The 16,090-nt window shown below is 69.9% G+C and carries 13 protein-coding genes; 12 read left to right on the top strand and 1 reads right to left on the bottom strand.

What is annotated here, in order from left to right; translation table 11 throughout:
* Positions 1 to 27: 27 nt before the first annotated feature.
* A complete protein-coding gene (locus tag ACLJOO_RS37515; RefSeq protein ID WP_410792439.1) occupies positions 28 to 7,098 on the bottom strand; it encodes a hypothetical protein in 7,071 nt (2,356 codons plus the stop codon).
* A 146-nt stretch (positions 7,099 to 7,244) separates the two neighbouring features.
* On the opposite strand from ACLJOO_RS37515, the gene ACLJOO_RS37510 reads away from it, so the two are divergent.
* The 12 genes from ACLJOO_RS37510 (at position 7,245) to ACLJOO_RS37455 (ending at position 16,081) form a co-directional block, all read left to right on the top strand.
* Positions 7,245 to 7,706 (top strand): hypothetical protein, encoded by a 462-nt coding sequence (locus ACLJOO_RS37510; protein ID WP_410792438.1) that lies wholly within the window; start codon positions 7,245 to 7,247, stop codon positions 7,704 to 7,706.
* Between the two features lie 52 nt (positions 7,707 to 7,758).
* A complete protein-coding gene (locus tag ACLJOO_RS37505) occupies positions 7,759 to 8,493 on the top strand; it encodes a hypothetical protein (protein WP_410792437.1) in 735 nt (244 codons plus the stop codon).
* Entirely contained in the window at positions 8,493 to 9,299 is an 807-nt protein-coding gene (locus ACLJOO_RS37500; protein ID WP_410792436.1) for a hypothetical protein, read from the top strand. The genes ACLJOO_RS37505 and ACLJOO_RS37500 overlap by 1 nt, the downstream gene beginning before the upstream one ends.
* The gene (locus ACLJOO_RS37495; RefSeq protein WP_410792435.1) at positions 9,296 to 10,606 is read left to right on the top strand and encodes a CpaF family protein; all 1,311 of its coding nucleotides are present in this window, start codon (positions 9,296 to 9,298) and stop codon (positions 10,604 to 10,606) included. Before ACLJOO_RS37500 ends, ACLJOO_RS37495 begins: the two co-directional genes overlap by 4 nt.
* 4 nt (positions 10,607 to 10,610) lie before the next feature.
* Complete coding sequence (locus tag ACLJOO_RS37490; protein ID WP_410792434.1) at positions 10,611 to 11,516, top strand: type II secretion system F family protein; 906 nt, start codon at positions 10,611 to 10,613, stop codon at positions 11,514 to 11,516.
* Positions 11,513 to 12,433 (top strand): type II secretion system F family protein, encoded by a 921-nt coding sequence (locus tag ACLJOO_RS37485; RefSeq protein ID WP_410792433.1) that lies wholly within the window; start codon positions 11,513 to 11,515, stop codon positions 12,431 to 12,433. Before ACLJOO_RS37490 ends, ACLJOO_RS37485 begins: the two co-directional genes overlap by 4 nt.
* Before the next feature lie 100 nt (positions 12,434 to 12,533).
* The gene (locus ACLJOO_RS37480) at positions 12,534 to 12,752 is read left to right on the top strand and encodes a hypothetical protein (protein WP_410792432.1); all 219 of its coding nucleotides are present in this window, start codon (positions 12,534 to 12,536) and stop codon (positions 12,750 to 12,752) included.
* A gap of 10 nt (positions 12,753 to 12,762) precedes the next feature.
* The gene (locus ACLJOO_RS37475) at positions 12,763 to 13,194 is read left to right on the top strand and encodes a TadE family protein (protein WP_410792431.1); all 432 of its coding nucleotides are present in this window, start codon (positions 12,763 to 12,765) and stop codon (positions 13,192 to 13,194) included.
* Positions 13,195 to 13,202: 8 nt separating this feature from the next.
* Positions 13,203 to 13,658, top strand: a complete 456-nt coding sequence (locus ACLJOO_RS37470; RefSeq protein ID WP_410792430.1) for a TadE/TadG family type IV pilus assembly protein — start codon at positions 13,203 to 13,205, stop codon at positions 13,656 to 13,658.
* Complete coding sequence (locus ACLJOO_RS37465) at positions 13,645 to 14,376, top strand: TadE/TadG family type IV pilus assembly protein (protein ID WP_410792429.1); 732 nt, start codon at positions 13,645 to 13,647, stop codon at positions 14,374 to 14,376. Before ACLJOO_RS37470 ends, ACLJOO_RS37465 begins: the two co-directional genes overlap by 14 nt.
* A gap of 19 nt (positions 14,377 to 14,395) precedes the next feature.
* Entirely contained in the window at positions 14,396 to 15,040 is a 645-nt protein-coding gene (locus ACLJOO_RS37460; protein WP_410792428.1) for a hypothetical protein, read from the top strand.
* A 108-nt stretch (positions 15,041 to 15,148) separates the two neighbouring features.
* Positions 15,149 to 16,081 carry a hypothetical protein gene (locus ACLJOO_RS37455; protein WP_410792427.1) on the top strand — a complete coding sequence of 311 codons (933 nt, stop codon included), beginning with the start codon at positions 15,149 to 15,151 and terminating at the stop codon, positions 16,079 to 16,081.
* The last annotated feature ends 9 nt before the right edge of the window (positions 16,082 to 16,090 follow it).

Here is a 16,090-nt window from a genome sequence, read left to right as displayed (position 1 = left end):
CCAGGTTCTGGAGTTTCCATGATCGGCTCACGGCCCGGACAGCGACGGCCCGTGGCCGGTTTGTGCAATCGTCCGTCCGGCCGCACTGCCCGGCGCGGTGCGCGCCCCTTGGTCGGCTGTTGGAAGCGTCCGCGCGGCCGTCGTGTAGTCGAGACCCTTGAGCACGTCCCGCGGCACGTTCGCCTTCTCCAGCGCACCGGCCACCTTCGCGCTGAAGCTGCCGTCCGGTGACGACGTGTTGTACAGCTCGCGCAGGTCGACCCGTCCCTCGGCCATCAGCGCCAGGTTCGGATGCAGCGTCGCGAACGCCGACGCGAAACCGCCGTCGCGGTCGCCGAGCATGGTGCCGTTCGGCAGGGCCTGGTACTTCCGCTCGGTACCGTCGGCCTCCTGGACCAGCAGGACGATCGGCTTGCGTTCGGCCTTCGCGCGCTCGAGGGCGTTCAGCAGCGGCCGGTACGGCTGGAAGACTGCGCCCGACTTGCCCTGCCCGTACTCGGTCGCCGTGATGTCCGGCGCCCCGAGTTCCTCCGGCACCGCCTGCAGCCGCGCGTTCGCCAGTACGGCGTCGAGGGACGCGCCGGACTCCATCTGCCGGAGTCCCTCGAGGTACTGGTGCCGGAGCATCCGGACGTACATCTCGCCGCGGGCCAGGTCCGGCAGGTTGACGGACTTCTTCACGACCGGCTCGCCACGGCCGTTGTCGGTGGTCGTCCGAACCGTGGCGTCGTACACCACCGGGATCCGGACCGTGACCATCTGGCCCTCGAGGAACCGGCTGGTCTCGAGCCGGGTGCCGTTGGCATCCGACGACTGCTCCTTGACCTGTTCGCCGATGGATCCGCTGATCGAGACCAGCCCGCCGTCGACGCCGCCGGACGCGGTGACCGGGGTCAGCCGGTTGCTGCTGCTGGACGAGCGGTTCACGTCCTGCCGGCGCCAGACCCGGCCTGCCTGACCCTCGAGCGACGGTCCGTGCAGCTCCCAGCCGAGCGCGGTCGCGTTGATCTTGACGCTCACCATCGTCCGCCCGTTGCCCGGACGTGCCATCGGCTGCAGCGCGATGCCGTCGCCGAGCAGCCGGCCGGCCTTGGCCTTCAGTGCGCTCGGCTTGAGGTTCGACCTGATCAGATGCCGGTACTCCGCCGTACCTCGCCGGCCGAGGACGCCGGGCTGCTCGAGATGGGCGGTCAGGTTCTCGGCCAGTTCGTTGCGCCGGGCGCCGCCCTTCGCGTGCAGCGCCGCCCGGATCGGCACGGCGCCCTCCGGGAGCCGGATCGGGCGGTGCTCGGCGCGTTCCTCCAGCTCCGGCTGCGGCTCGATCCGCGGGCCGTCCGTCAGGTCGCCGCGGGGGATCCACTGGACGATGTCCGCGCGGAGCTCACGAGGTTCGGAGATGCTGGTGACGTCGGCCGGGTCGATCCGGCCGAGCTTCCAGCGGGCACTGGCCATCGCGGCCGCGCCGGCGTTCCGGACCCTGACGACCTGGGTCGTGAACACGATCTTCTGATGCGTCTTGACCGGGTCGAAATGGCCCAACCGGTCGATCGTGGCGTTCTGCTGGCCGTCACCGCCCGTGTGGGACGTGGTCTGGTCCGTGGCGACCCCGCCGGAGCCGTCGCCGAGAGCGGTGGGGGTCTTGCCCTCGACACCGGCGGAGACGGTCACGGTGTGGGCGGCCGACCGGTCGATCTGCTCGTAGTCGTAGTTCTGGTCGACGCTGCCGGCCTCCTCCTTCGGGATGTCGGGTTCGCCTTCGGGGGTGGTCGGGACGCCTTCGATGGTGCGCTCGCCCTCGTACCGGGCGTGCACCTGGACGAATAGGACGTCGGGCCGTGCCTGTCCCTGGATCGGCACCTCGATGGGAACCTCGAAGCCGTCCGCGCCGAGCATGTCCTCGAGGTGGCCGTGGAAGTTCCCTGGCTTCAGGTCGATGTCCAGGGCGCCCTGGAGCAGGCGGCTGGCCTCCCGCAGCCCGGGAGCGAGTTCGTCGACCTGCGGCACGACCAGGGTCCGCAGGTCCACCCGGTGCGTGGTGCCTTCGACGGTGAGCGACTCGATCTTGGCCGCTCCCTGGCTCTCGTCGTACGCCGCGGAAGTGCTCATGACGCGGTGCTGCGCAGCCATTTCCTCGACCTGATCGGCCGTCGTGTCGAACTCCGTGGCGGCATTCGAGGCCTGCGCACCGGGGGCCCCGCTCTTCGTCTGCAGCTTCGCCGTCAGACGCTCGACCGTGTGCTCGGCGGCCAGGCCGGTGGTCACACCGGCCTTCTCCCGCTGGTAACGACGCAGAAAGCCGGCCGCGACGCGGTGACTGATCGGCAGCCTGTCGTTCAGGTACCGCTCGGCGGCGTCGGACGCCACCCAGAGCGGCAGATCGAGCTTGCCGGAGGCGTACAGATCCAGTGCCCGGCGCTCGGCCATCGCCTTCTGCGCCAGTGCGTCCGGCAACGGGACGGACTTGATCACCTGACCGTTGTGCATGATGTCCGCGGTCATCTTGTGGCGCTCGATGAACTCGTGGTGCGTGCCCGGATTGATCAGCAGCCGCTCGTCGCCGGAGGTCTCGCTGGTCGTGGTGGACTGCGACCGGCCGCCGGTGCGTCCGACCGACAGGTTCCCGGAGCGAGCGGAGCCGTCGGCCTGCACCAGGCCGCCCCCGACGTCGCCGCTGACGCCGCCCGAAGCCGACGTCCCGGACGTGGAGCCGACGTCGGTCATCGTGAAGTTGATGTCGACCGAGTTCTCTTGGCTCATCGCGACGTGCGTGAGGCTGACCGCCTCGCCGCGGATCACGATCTGGTACTCGTCCGGCAGGATCGTTCCGTCCGCGAGCGCATGCGCCGGGCTGCCCGGCGCACGGACCACCATGAACGGCAGCCGATAGTTGCCGTTCATCCACTCGCGGTTCGCAACCAGGCTGGTCGGCGCCAGGGCCTCGTGCAGCGCTGGCAGAGCGGTGGAGTCGGACCGGATCGCGGGGATCGCCTTGCACAGCTCGTCGGCCGCGTTACCGGCATCGACCGCGACCGGGAACGCCTGCTCGACCGCCAGCTGGTGCGGCGGCTTCGGGTTCTTCTCGTACACCGGAGCGTCGGCTCGGGTCATCGAGCTGTCGTACGCGACCTCCATGCTGCCCCGGACGTCGGCGATCGGCTCGGCGTCGCCGTTGTCGGTCATCTCGGCGAACGTGATCCGGATGCCCTGCTCGAGCCGGTCGAGCGGTTCGGTGCTCTCGCTCAGCGTGACGTTGTTGACGCGCCGTCCCGCGGTCCAGCTCAAGGTACGGCCGAGCGCGTTCCGGCTGACCTTCACGCCGATCTTGCCCATCCAGCCCCGAATGCCTTCCGGCGGCGGGTTGGAGGCGCCGACGCCGGCGGAGAGCGGCACGCCCCGGGACCGGCTCGACGTCCGGCCGGTGGCCGCCGAGCTGATGCCGAGCAGTACGACGTTCTCGTTCGTGCTGGTTCCGGCGCCTTCGGCCTTGAACTGCTTGGTCGCCTCGTCGTAGTCCTGCGTGACCGACAGCCGGAACGGCCGCCAGCGCGGCGTACCCGCGAAGCCGGTGTCCTCGAGCATCACGATCAGGCCGCCCTGACAGGCCTGGTTGATACCGGCCTCGATCCGCGGCGCGCTGATGTGCTGCTCGATCCGCTCGCGGTTGGCCTCCTGCTGAGCGGTGGCCGGCTCTCCGGGCCGCGCTACCAGACCCATCTTGGCCAGTTGCTCCAGCGCCTGGCGCTGTGCTCGCTCGGCGCCCTTGAGGTTCTGCGGCAGGGCCTTGCCGACGCCGCGCATCTGGTTCTCGCCGCGACCCATCCACGGTGGCAACGTCTGCGGCACGGTCGACGGCTCGGCGTCGCCGCGCAACAGCACGTGCCCGTGCTTGTCCACCTTGATGGTGCCATCGTCTTCCCGCAGTACGGCGTCCTTGTCCGCCCTGCCGCCCGCGCGCAGCAGGTCGTTCTCCGCGACCCGCAGCAGCGCCCGGCACTCGCCGGTCTCGACGATCGGTGCGGCCGTGGAATCGCCGACTTTGCGGAGCGTCGCGCGCACTCTCAGACCGACCAGCACGCCCTGCGTCGGGCCCTGGTTGCGGTGCACGGCCGGGGTGATCGTGGTCATGCTGACGCTCTGGCCGCCCGCCCGGGACACGTTGCGTCCGGCCGACGCGTTCGGCGACACGTTCACGCCGGAACCACCGACGTTGTTGAGCGCGGCCGCCGCGGGCACCGGGCTCAGGTCGGACGGCTTGCCAGGGAACGAGACCGACCCCGTGCCGGTGACCGACGCCGTGTAGGTCTGGCTCGCGTTGAGGCCGGCGAAGTCGACGAGGACCTCTTCCTGCCACATCTCCGAGCTGGACTCACCGACGAGCTTCGCGTCGGCCCAGATCGGTTCGACCTCCCAGGTGAGGTCGTACTCCGTCTCGCCGCCGGTGGGGATCCGCCGGGTGACACCGCCGGGCCGGCTGAACTCGCGCAGCAGGCGGTACGAGTCGTTGATCATCAGGCCGGCGATGTGGTTGTACGAGACCCGGTCCAGGTCGTCGTACTGCTGCTGTGCCTTGCGGACCAAGCGATCCGTGACGTCGTGCAGTCCGGTGATGCTGGTGACCCCGTGCCGCGGGAACTCGCCCGTGACCTCCTGCCCGTGGCCGATCTCTGCGAGCGAGACGGTCTCGGCCGGCGGCTTCACCGTGTACGCGCTGGAGACCCACGTCTGCCGGCGGCCGGCGTCGACCGTCTCGACCGCCGACCAGGGCTCGGTGGGGGAGGCCCGAACCTCGATCTGCCACTTGCCGGACCACTCGTAGAGGATCGACTCGCCGCGGTTGTCGTCGACCCAGCCGGACTGGTGGTGTGCGGTGGCCCCGCTGCTCTCGGCGAGCGAGCGGCCGCGCGCCACCTCGACCTTCGGCGCGATGAGCTGCGCGGCGGCGTGGACCGGCGTACCGGGTGCGGCGAGGGCCATGATCGCCCCGACGTTCACACCGATGTTGACGTTCGTCGAATGGGTGTCCGTCGTGCCGACGCTCGTGCCGCCCTCGCCGAGCGAACCCGACATCTGCTCGGCCATCCGGAAGTCGATGTCGTCGCGCTCGGTGATGTCGTCCGGGATCAGCCGCAACCGCACTTGGCGCAGCGACGAGACGTCCGTGGTGGCGTCGTTGTCGACGTTGAACACCATGCCGTCGCCGGACAGCAGCCGCCGGTACTCCGCTGCGGGCACGGGGAGCGGGCCTCGGGTCGCCAGCTGTTCGCTGAACTTGTTCGCCCGCAGGACCCGATTGATATCGGTGACCGGCAGGTTGAGCTGGTCGCCGTCCGGCACACCGGTCATCAGCAGGTCCTTGACCGGCATCGCCTGGCCGAGGCTGCGTTCGTACACCGCCACCTGCTGCTTCGCGGCAGCGGCCAGGTCGGCGATCCGGCTCTGCGGGCCGTCGGCATCGATCTCGGTGAGGAGCGTCTGATAGCCGGCCAGGGCCTGCCGGGCGTCGGCGGCGGCCTGCTCGTAGGCACCGGCGATCTCCGTGTGCCGGTCGGCCTTGTTCCGCGCGGTCTGGGCTGTGACGCGCAGCTTGCGCGCCCGCTCGGGGGCGCCGCGGTCGCGTTGCCGGTCCTCGTCGCCGGCGTCGTCGTCGGCCTTCTCTGCCTGGTCGGTCGCCTCTTGGGAGGTGTTCCGCTTGTGCTCGGCCTTCTTGTCGAGATCCGTGACCGTGGCCTGGAGCGTTTCGATCTGGGTGACAACCTGACCGCGCAGGTGAGCGGGCGTGTTCCGGGCGGGCCTCGCCTCGGCCTCGGCGCGCGCGGCGGCCCAGCCTGCTGCAGTTGCCTCGGGCGCTGCGACCGCTCCGGCGGTCCAGGGGAGTGCAGGCTCGGAACCGCCGTGCCGACGGATGGTCCGGGCCAGACCCTCCAGGTCGCGCTCGAGGTCGGCGACGCTGCGCGGCCCGCTCGGATGCCCGTTCGCGAGCGTCTCGGCGCGTGCCTCGTGCCAGTCCACGAGCAGGCTCTGGAACGCGGCGTGGTCCGCGTGCAGCCGCCGGTCGCGGCGCTCATGGCTGAAGACGGATCTCAACTTGCCGAAGACACCACGGGACCGGCCTGCCTCTGCGGCGGCGATCTCCTGCGACATCAGCGTCAGCTGGTGCGTCCAGACGTAGCGGACCTGTTCGTCGCTGAGCCCGGCCGGAATCCGCAGTACGTGCGGGTCAGTCGCCGTACCGGCCCGGATGATGCCCTGCCCCAGCGCGCCCAGGGTGGTGTCGCCGATCTCGACCCGGAGCTGCTGCGGTACGGCCGAGCCCGTCATCTGCAGGAGGGCCTGACCTGCGGTGGGGTCGACAGCCGGACGATCGGTCACCGCGGCCGACAGGGCCCGGCGATCCATCGCGGCGAGCAGGTTCAGCGCGTGCAGGTCGGTCAGCGGTCCCTGCGAGCTCGGGCGCGCGCCGATCGTCAGCCCGGTGCCGCGGACCTGCGAGGTCCAAACCCGGCGTCCTTCCGCGCTGCGGTGCCTGCTCCCGACCCGTGCGCGGTGGCGTCCGGAGCGCCGCGGTGCGGGCGGCGTACCCAGGCCCAGGAGTTCCGCGTCACGGTTGATCGCGGCCGAGGCGGACACGAGCGCCGAGGTCGCGAGAGCGTTCCGCGGGGCTGTCAGCCGGCTGAGGCGGGCGGCCGCCTCGGGGTCGTCCGGCGCCGCGCCGCTGAGGGCGACCCGGAGCATCGCGTCTGCCTCGGTACGACGGGACTGATCCAGCCCTGGCACCCGGAGGTACCGGTCGAGGGCGTCGACCGCACCGCGCGCGGGCAACTCACCGCGCGCCCGGGCCACTTCGGTCCCGATCACGCTGACGGCCTCCGCCAGCAGACGGTCGTCGCCGACGCGGTCCGCGGCCCGGCGGTCGAGCAACTCCTCGATCGCGCGCATCACCCGCGCCGCGAGCATGTCGTCGCGTGCATTCAGCCGAACCCGGCCGTCACGGAGCGGCACCGCCGAGGGGTGCAGGATCCCGAGCGCGTTCCCGACTGCCCAGCGTGCGCGGGCCGTCGGATCAGTGGCGGACAACGTCGTTGTAGTCAGCCGAACCACCCCTCCCGTTAAGTGCCCGGGTGATCACCAGTTGTCACCCGGACCCTCTGGTCCGGAATTTAGCAAACAATCGGTTACTTGCCAGCAACTCAATTCACCCGAACCGTTAACGATTTACGCCCAGCGGCCCGCCTAGGATCAAGTGCATGTGGGAGAAGTTCGGTGACTCGGAGTGGAACATCCCCCAGGCGCGCAGCACCGTCGCCGAGTTGCGGCACCATGCGGGCGACGGCCGGGAGTACGACGGCATCGAACTGTTCCTCGCGCTCTGTGAGTACCTCGACCGGCTGCACGGCCAGCACGGGTTCGACTACTTCTTCACCGGCGCCGAGCAAGTGGCCCTGGCCGCCGCGGTCCGGGAGGTACGCGGCCCGGAGATCGAGCCGGACCCCGACACGGACCGGCTGGTGCAGCCGGTGAACGCCGCCGTCACGCTGGTCGAGGGACGGGACCTCGTGACCTGGCTGGAGGCACGTCCCGGCTGGGAGCGGCAGATCGGCCTGTGCCTGCGCGCGATGTATGCCTATCTAGACCAGTTGTACGGCGGACCGGGCACCTTCAACCAGCTGCTCAAGCCTGCCGAGCTGGAGCGGGTCGCGGCGCGGTAACGGCAGTGGCCTTCTGGCGCGGATGGCACCTCGCTGCCATTACGGTATGCGGGTGAGTCTCTCGTCCTCCACGCGTAGCTCTTCCCAAGGCGCCCGGGCAGCGGGCCGATCGACGGGCGGCGGATCGACCCGCCTCCCGAGCGGCCGGGAACGCCGTCCTGCCCTGGCCGCGCTCGCGGTCATCCTGATCCTGCTCGGCGCCGCCGGATCCGCGCTGATCGCGCTGAACAGCGGCAACCGCTCCGACTTCGTGGCGATCTCGGTCGACGCGCTGCCGCCGGGCAGCAAGCTCGAAGCGAAGGACCTCTCCCGGGGTGACCTGGCCGGTGCCACCGGTGGGCTGATCCCGTGGTCGGAGGCGAACAAGTACCTCGGCCGCTACACGAAGACCTGGATGTACAAGGACCAGTTCGTCACGCCGGAGAACCTCACTGCGGAGGGCGAGCAGCCGATCCCGGCCGGGGGCGCCCTGGTCGGTGTCAGCCTGGAGGCCGGGCGCGCGCCGTCGGACGGGCTCGAGGTCGGCGACATCGTCAAGGTCATCCGCGTGCCGTCCGCCAACGCGGAGGGTGCCGCGGTGCCGTTGGTCAGCGCCGCCGAGGTGACGTCGACCGCCGGTGCGATCACCGACAGCAAGACGAGCGCGAACAGCTCGCTCAACGTGACGATCCTGATCCCCGCCGACGACATCACCACGGTTGCGGCGGCGGCCGCGGCGAAGACCCTCGTGCTGGTGAAGCTGGCGCCGGGCACCAAGCCGGACGTCGCTCGCAACGGGGCCAACTGATGGCGCTGGTGGCGCTGGCGAGCGCGAAGGGCTCGCCCGGGGTGACCACGGCAAGCCTGGTGTTCGGTGCGCTCTGGCCGCGGCAGGTGCTGCTGGCCGAGTGCGACCCGGCCGGCAGCGACGTGGCGATCCGGATGACCGGACCGGGCGGAGCCGGCCTCAACTCCGATCGCGGCCTGGTCAGCCTGGCGGCCGCGAGCCGGAAGGGGCTGGGGGACGAGGTCATCCTCGCGCACAGCCAGCAGCTCGACGGTGGTCTCGACGTACTGCTCGGTGTGCGCTCGCCGGAGCAGGTCGGTGGCATGGGCGGTCTGTGGCATCCGCTCGGCATCACGTTCAACCAGATGCAGCACGGCGACGTACTGGCGGACTGCGGGCGGATCGGTGCGTCGTCGCCGCAGCTTCCGGTCATCCAGTCCGCGCGTCTCGTCGTACTGGTGTGTACGGCGACAGGCTCGTCGGTGGCGCACCTGCGAGAGCGGCTGTCGACGCTGGTGCACCATGTCGACGCACAGCTCGGCGTGGTCGTCGTGGCCGACCCGAAGCAGCGGGACGGCGTGAAGCAGGTCTGGTCCGTGCTGGACGCGATGTCCTTGCCGGTGCGGCACCGCTGGCACCTGGCGTACGACCCGGTCGGTGCGGCGTTCTTCGACGGGCGCGGCCACGGCCGGCTCGACAAGACCCAGCTGATCCGTTCGGCGAGCGCCATCACCGCGGAGATGGCGTCGCTGGTCTCCGCGCCGCCGCCGCAGGACTTCGACATGGCCAACGCAGCCTTCCCGCCACCGCCTGGTGACTATCGATGAGCGCCGATCAGGAGCTCGTCCGGAAGCTGCGGGTGCAGGTCGCGGAGCGGCTGAACGAGCAGCGCCGCCGCGACCAGGTGAACGGCGTACCTCCGATGAGCGCGGAGGACGAGCGGGAGTATGCGCGGTCGCTGATCGTGCAGGTGCTCGAGGACCACGCGCGGTACGAGCTGGCCGAGGGCCGGACGCCGCCGACGCCGGACGACGACGCGCAGATCGCCGGCGCGATCCACTCCGCGCTGTTCGGCGTCGGCCGGCTGCAGCCGCTGATCGACGACCCCGAGGTCGAGAACATCGACATCAACGGCTGCGACCAGGTCTTCGTGCAGTACGGCGACGGTCGCGAGGAGACCCCGGGCCCGGTCGCGGAGAGCGATGAGGAACTGGTCGAGCTGATCCAGGTGCTGGCGGCGCACGCCGGCCTGACCAGCCGCCCGTTCGACTCGGCGAACCCGCAGCTGGACCTGCGGCTGCCCGACGGGTCCCGGCTCTCCGCCGTGATGGGCGTGACGTCCCGTCCCGCGGTGTCGATCCGGCGGGCCCGTCTCGGCAAGGTGTTCCTCAAGGACCTGGTGGCCAACGGCACCATCTCCGACGACGTCGGCTCGTTCCTGCGGGCCGCGGTCGCGGCGCGGAAGAACGTCATGATCGCCGGCGCCACGAACTCCGGGAAGACGACGCTGCTGCGGGCACTGGCCAACGAGATCCAGCCGCACGAGCGGCTGATCACCGTCGAGCGCTCGCTCGAGCTCGGCCTCGGCGAGTTCAAGGACCTGCACCCGAACGTGGTCGCGTTCGAGGAACGGCTGCCGAACTCCGAAGGTGTCGGCGAGGTCAGCATGGCCGACCTGGTCCGGCGTTCGCTGCGGATGAACCCGAGCCGGGTGATCGTCGGTGAGGTGCTCGGCGACGAGATCGTCACGATGCTGAACGCGATGAGCCAGGGTAACGACGGCTCGCTGTCGACGATCCACTCGAACAGCTCGATGGAGGTGTTCAACCGGATCAGCACGTACGCGATCCAGGCCCGCGAGCGGCTGCCGATGGACGCCACCCAGATGCTGATCGCCGGTGCGCTCGACTTCGTCGTGTTCGTCCGCAAGCACAACGACTACTCCCGCGGCGGCGGCCTGAGCCGGTACGTCGAGAGCATCCGGGAGGTCACCGGATGGGACGGCCGGGTGCTGTCCGGCGAGGTGTTCGCACCGGGACCGGACGGCCATGCCGCGGCGCACGCGCCGATCGCGTGCATGGACGAGCTCGAGCACTTCGGGTACCAGCCCCTCGTCCACGGAACGTGGGCGTGATGCGATGAACGACCGGACTCTGGGCGCGCTGCTGTGCGGGGCGTTGGTCGGCGGCGCGGTGATGCTGCTGATCGTCGCGATCCGCGGTACCGAGCCGAAGGACGAGACGCCGTCGCTGTTCCGCAACCGCACCGTCGAGGCCCGCAAGAACATGGTCCGGCTCGGCGTCGCCTTCGCGGTCGGCCTGCTCGTGCTGGTGGTGACCCGCTGGCTGGTACTCGCGGTCGCCCTCGCCCTGCTCGCGGCGATGGCCGACCGCTTCTTCGGCGGCACCGGTGAGGAACGCCGGGCGATCGACCGCCTGGACGCGCTGGCCACCTGGACCGAGGCGCTCCGCGACACGATCGCCGGCGCGGTCGGCCTGGAGCAGGCGATCCCGGCGACGGCGGTGAACGCGGCGCCCGCGATCAAGCCCAGCCTGAACCTGCTGGTCGACCGGCTGCGGATCCGCGAACCGTTGCCGTCGGCCCTGATGCGGTTCGCCGACGACCTGGACGACCCGTCCGCGGACCTGATCGTCGCCGCCCTGGTGCTGAACGCCCGGCTGCGCGGTCCCGGTCTGCGCGAGGTGCTCAGTGCGCTGGCGGACTCGGCCCGCGAGGAACTCGACGTACGCCGGAAGGTCGCGGCGGAACGTCGTTCGACCCGGCGCAGCGTGCAGGTCGTAGTCGCGATCACGCTGCTGATGGCGGCCGGTCTGGTGCTGTTCAACTCGGCGTACATGGCGCCGTACACGAGCTTCGTCGGGCAGGTCGTGCTGGCGGTGGTGATCGGGCTCTACGCACTCGGACTGCTGTGGCTGCGGCGGCTGGCCAAGATCGAGGTGCCGGACCGGTTCCTGATCGGTATGGCCGACGAGCACCGGCTGAACCGGTCGGGCGACGACCGGATGGAGACGGTGAGCGGATGACCTGGGCTTTCATTACCGGCGGTATCGCCGGACTCGGTGTGTACGTGCTGGTCCGGATGTTCATCAAGCCGCGGGCCAACGTGCTGTCGACGATCGCGCGGATCGACGCGGGCCGCGGCGGTTACACCAGCGGCGCCACCACCAGCGCCGCCGGCGAACGCGTGCTGGGCGGCGTGGACCGGGCGCGGGAGACGCTGGGCCGCCGGCTCGAGGCGGAGGCCAACGCCCGCGGCTGGGCGTTCGGCAAGCTGCGCCGCGACCTCGCGGTGATGAACCAGCCGTTCGCCGCGATGCTCGCGACCAAGGTCTTCTTCGCGCTCGGCGCGATGATCTTCGTCCCGATCGTGCTGTTCCTGGCCTCCGCGATCGGGATCAGTGCGCCCGGCGTGGCGCCGGCGATCGTGACGCTCGGCTTCATGGCGCTGGCGTTCTTCCTGCCCGACCTGGCGTTGCGTCAGCAGGCGGAGGCGCGGCGGCGCGACTTCCGGCACGTGGTCGGCAGCTTCCTGGACCTGGTCGCGATGAACCTCGCGGGCGGCCGCGGTCTGCCCGAAGCGCTGATGACGGCGTCGACGATCGGCGAGCACTGGGCGATGGCCCGGATCCGGCAGGCGCTGGCGAACGCGCGGCTGATCGGCATCACGCCGTGGGACGCGATGGCCCGGCTCGGCGAGGACCTGGGCGTCGAGGAACTGCGGGACCTGGCCTCGGCGCTCGCGCTGGCCGGTGACGAGGGCGCGAAGATCCGTTCGTCGCTGCTCGCCCGGGCCGCGTCACTGCGGCGCAAGGAACTGGCCGACGTGGAAGGCAAGGCGGGTGAGCGCTCCCAGTCCATGCTGGTCGCGCAGCTGGTCATGATCGCGGCGTTCTTCCTGTTCCTGGCCTTCCCGGCCGGCGTGGCGATCCTCGGAAGTTAGTCCGAACAGTGATGAGGGCAAGGGATCCGTTGGACGGAACGGCCCGTCGAACACGGCATACTGAGGCCTGCTTCGGCCTCACGAACTGGAAGGCATTCGCATGACCTCGGACTTGATGTTCTGGCGGGCAATGGCCGGCTACGCGGTGGCGCGGGCGCAGGCCCAGCGGGCCCGCGCACGGCAGGGGAACACCGAGCTGGGCGCCTCCGCACTCGAGTGGGCGATCATCTCGGGGATCCTGGTCGTCGCCGCGCTGGCGATCGGCGTCGTGGTGAAGCGCGTCATCGAGAAGCACACGGCCGATATCGACAAGGGCTGACGGACGAACCATGCGGCTGGGGAGGAAACGAGTTCGGCGGAGACGTTCCGAGCGGGGGGTCAGCACACTCGAGCTGTCCATCCTGGCGCCGGCGATCATCGCGCTGATCTTCGTGTCCATCCAGACCGCTCTGTGGCTGTACGGGCGTTCCGTCGCGCTGAACGCCGCGCAGGAGGGCGTGTCCCGGCTGCGGCTGGTGCAGCCGCTGGTCTACACCCCGGCGGTGGGGGAGAAGGTGCGGGCCGACGTCCAGTCGTACGCCCAGCAGCTCGGCGGTACGACGTTGCAGAACGCCACCGTCCCGTTCCCGGCGTACAACGACCCGGAAGGCGTGGTCTCGTTCACGGTCACCGGCAAAACCGTTTCGCTGGTGCCGGGTCTGGAGCTGAAGGTGACCCGGACCGCCACCGGCCGCATCGAACAGTTCGAAGCCGACAAGTGAGCGAGCAGATGACACGCAGACCAGGCTCTCGCGGGCGGCATCGCCGTACCCGCGAGCGCGGCACGATGGCGCTGGAGATGGTGATCCTCGCGCCCGTGCTGCTGGCGCTGTTCATGTTCCTGCTGGCCTGCGGGCGGTACTTCCAGACGTCGTCGCTGCTGGAGAGCGCGGCCCGTGACGGTGCCCGGGGCGCGAGCCAGGCGCGGTCGCTGCAGGATGCCCAGGCCCGCGTCGACGAGGCCGTCAACTCGACGATGAGCCAGGCGGTGGCCTCGTGCAAGGAGTCCGCGGCGGGCTCGATCACGACCGGGTTCGTGGCCGGTTCGCCGTTGTCGGTCGAGGTCACCTGCACGATCAACTACCGCGACCTCGGCCTGCTCGGCCTGGGCGGCGACACCAAGATCACCAAGCGGTTCACGTCCTCGCTCGATCCGTACCGGGGGGTGCGTGGTGACGGCTCGTAGGCTCGTCGAGTTCTTCCGGATCGATGCGCGACGCAACCATCGGCGGTTCGGTCGCGGCGCGCTGAGCCCAGCGGTCGCGATCCTCGCGGTCATGATCTTCACGCTGGCCGGCCTGGTGATCGACGGCGGCCGGCAGCTGGGCGCCCGCTCCCGCGCGGTCGGCTACGCGCAGGAGGCCGCGCGCGTCGGCGCCGCGGCCATCCAGCTGAACGTCGCCGAGGCCAAGATCGACACCGCCAAGGCGGCCGCCGCGATCACGGAGTTCTGCGGCCAGGTGCGGTCGAACGACCCGGCGGTCACGGCGTGCGGGCCGACCACGCTGACCGACAAAGAGGTCGACATCCAGGTCGACATCGCCAACAAGACGACGTTCCTCGGCCTGATCGGCAAGACCTCCCTGAAGGCCAGCGGCACCGGCCAGGCGCACGCCGAACAGGGTGTCGACAAGGCGGACGACAGCCCGACCATCCCGCCGATCGTCGTGAACTCGACCACCGACGGACCCGGCGGCCCGATCGACACGCCGCGTCCGCCGACGATCGACCTGCCGTGCCCGACCTGGACCCTCGGATCGCCGACCCCGATCTGGACCCTGTCTCCGTTCCCGTTCCCGGCGTCCTGCTCGCCGAACGTCACACCAACACCGACCCCGTCCGAGACCCCGCCGACCGGCGAACCGTCAGGCCCCACGAGCAGCTCGCCGCCGAGCGGGCGCTAGACACCGGAGGATTCTGTCCGTGCGTAGGTTTGCCCTCCCGGCCTTTGCAGTGGTCGGCGTCCTGCTGCTGAGTGCCTGCAGCAAGGACGCCAACGACGGCGGCCGCCCGGTCCCGGTCGGCGGCGACTCCGGTACGACGACGTCCAGCACACCGTCCACCGCACCGTCGTCAGAGCCGAGCACGACCACTGCGCCGGCCACCACCGCCAAACCAACTGCACCGACCGCAAAACAAGTCGTCATCCAACCCGGGAACTTCGCGTCCAACCCCGCCGTCCAAGGCCTCGTGACCAGCTACCCGCTCTACTTCCAGGCCCTCGTGTCGAAGGACGACACAATCCTGAAGAAGCGGTTCCCGTCGTTCTTCTACGCCGATGTGTCGCAAGGGATCCAGGATGCCAAGCGCAACGGATGGGTGATGAAGCCGCCGGGCAGCGTGGTCGTGGTCGGTGCCAAGAGCACGCCGGACAACACCGTCGCCGTGCAGACCTGCCGCTCGCAGACCACGCAGTACTGGGACCCGAAGTCGCAGACCTGGACCGTGGTGACGCCGAAGGGCTCGCCCGAGGTGATCGAGATGATCAAGACGGGTGTCGGCTGGATGCCGTACCGCCTGGCGACCAGCAAGGGTGTGAACTGCGCGTCGGTACGCTATCCGTACTAGACCGGAATGGCGATTTCGAGGTTGCGAAGAGGTGACGGGGCACTGGGTACCGGGCATGATGCCCCTGGTCGAAGATAATCTGCCGGAAGACGAGTCTGGGGAGTGAGGATGCACAACCGCGTAGGCCGCGCACTGCTCGCCCTGAGCGCCGTACTCGCACTGCTCATGGCCGGACCGGCCACGACGGCCACCGCAGACACGATCCAGACCGGCAACACGGTCTGCAGCATGTACGTGAACTCGACCGGATTCGGCGCGTACTGCACCTCGGGCAGTGCCTACCTGGGTGACGGCACACCGCCGCCGACCTGGCGAGAGAGGCTGGACGGCAAGCCGTTCGTGCCGTGCCGCAACTTCCCGATCCCAGACGGGATCCACCTTCCGCAGGCACCGGAGGGGAAGAAGTGGGTGCTCCGGGTCACGATCACCGACTACGACCTGAACACCTACAACGGCGGCAACAAGGCGCATCTGGAGCGCGCCTACATGCCGGTGAATGCCGAAGAGGAAGCGCAGTGCCCAGAACCGGACTACATGGACCAGTTCTGGACACGGTTCAAGAGCACCTATCCCACTCCGGCGCTGGTGGTCAAGCCGACCTTCACGCCGCGGGTGAACATCCCGGCGTTCTTCTCTCTGACGAAGGAGAGCTCCGAGCAGTACAAGACCACGGGTGAGTTGAGCGGTTACTACGATCCGCAGCACAACCTGACCATGCGGGGCATGGTCGTCGAGATGAAGGTCGATCCCGGTGACGGGACTGCGCCGTTCACGTGCTTGATGGGGACCACTCCGGCGGACGACCCGGACGGGTACGACGAGACCCAGGATCCCTTCCACCAGATGAACACCTGCAAGCACAAGTACGCGAAGTCCAGTGCGAGTCAGCCGGACGGCATGTACACGGTGAAGCTGACCATCATCTGGGAGGTCTCGTACTGGATCGGTCGGGACGCCGGCGGCTGGCATTCGATCGGTAAGGCGACTGTGACGGCCGTGCAGCGGTTGCCGGTGCAGGAAGTTCAGGCCATTGGTGGCTGATGGTGGGGG

It is taken from the genome of Kribbella sp. C-35, from assembly GCF_046549195.1.
Classification (GTDB): Bacteria; Actinomycetota; Actinomycetes; order Propionibacteriales; family Kribbellaceae; genus Kribbella.
Note: the sequence above shows the minus strand (reverse complement) of the source record. Positions and strands in the feature narration are given on the sequence as shown.

What these genes read in the sequence shown, in the direction of transcription:
- ACLJOO_RS37455 (WP_410792427.1), top strand. Translation starts at nt 15,149, where the DNA reads ATGCACAACCGCGTAGGCCGCGCACTGCTCGCCCTGAGCGCCGTACTC.
- ACLJOO_RS37510 (WP_410792438.1), top strand. Translation starts at nt 7,245, where the DNA reads ATGTGGGAGAAGTTCGGTGACTCGGAGTGGAACATCCCCCAGGCGCGC.
- ACLJOO_RS37500 (WP_410792436.1), top strand. Translation starts at nt 8,493, where the DNA reads ATGGCGCTGGTGGCGCTGGCGAGCGCGAAGGGCTCGCCCGGGGTGACC.
- ACLJOO_RS37480 (WP_410792432.1), top strand. Translation starts at nt 12,534, where the DNA reads ATGACCTCGGACTTGATGTTCTGGCGGGCAATGGCCGGCTACGCGGTG.
- ACLJOO_RS37485 (WP_410792433.1), top strand. Translation starts at nt 11,513, where the DNA reads ATGACCTGGGCTTTCATTACCGGCGGTATCGCCGGACTCGGTGTGTAC.
- ACLJOO_RS37495 (WP_410792435.1), top strand. Translation starts at nt 9,296, where the DNA reads ATGAGCGCCGATCAGGAGCTCGTCCGGAAGCTGCGGGTGCAGGTCGCG.
- ACLJOO_RS37470 (WP_410792430.1), top strand. Translation starts at nt 13,203, where the DNA reads ATGACACGCAGACCAGGCTCTCGCGGGCGGCATCGCCGTACCCGCGAG.
- ACLJOO_RS37475 (WP_410792431.1), top strand. Translation starts at nt 12,763, where the DNA reads ATGCGGCTGGGGAGGAAACGAGTTCGGCGGAGACGTTCCGAGCGGGGG.
- ACLJOO_RS37490 (WP_410792434.1), top strand. Translation starts at nt 10,611, where the DNA reads ATGAACGACCGGACTCTGGGCGCGCTGCTGTGCGGGGCGTTGGTCGGC.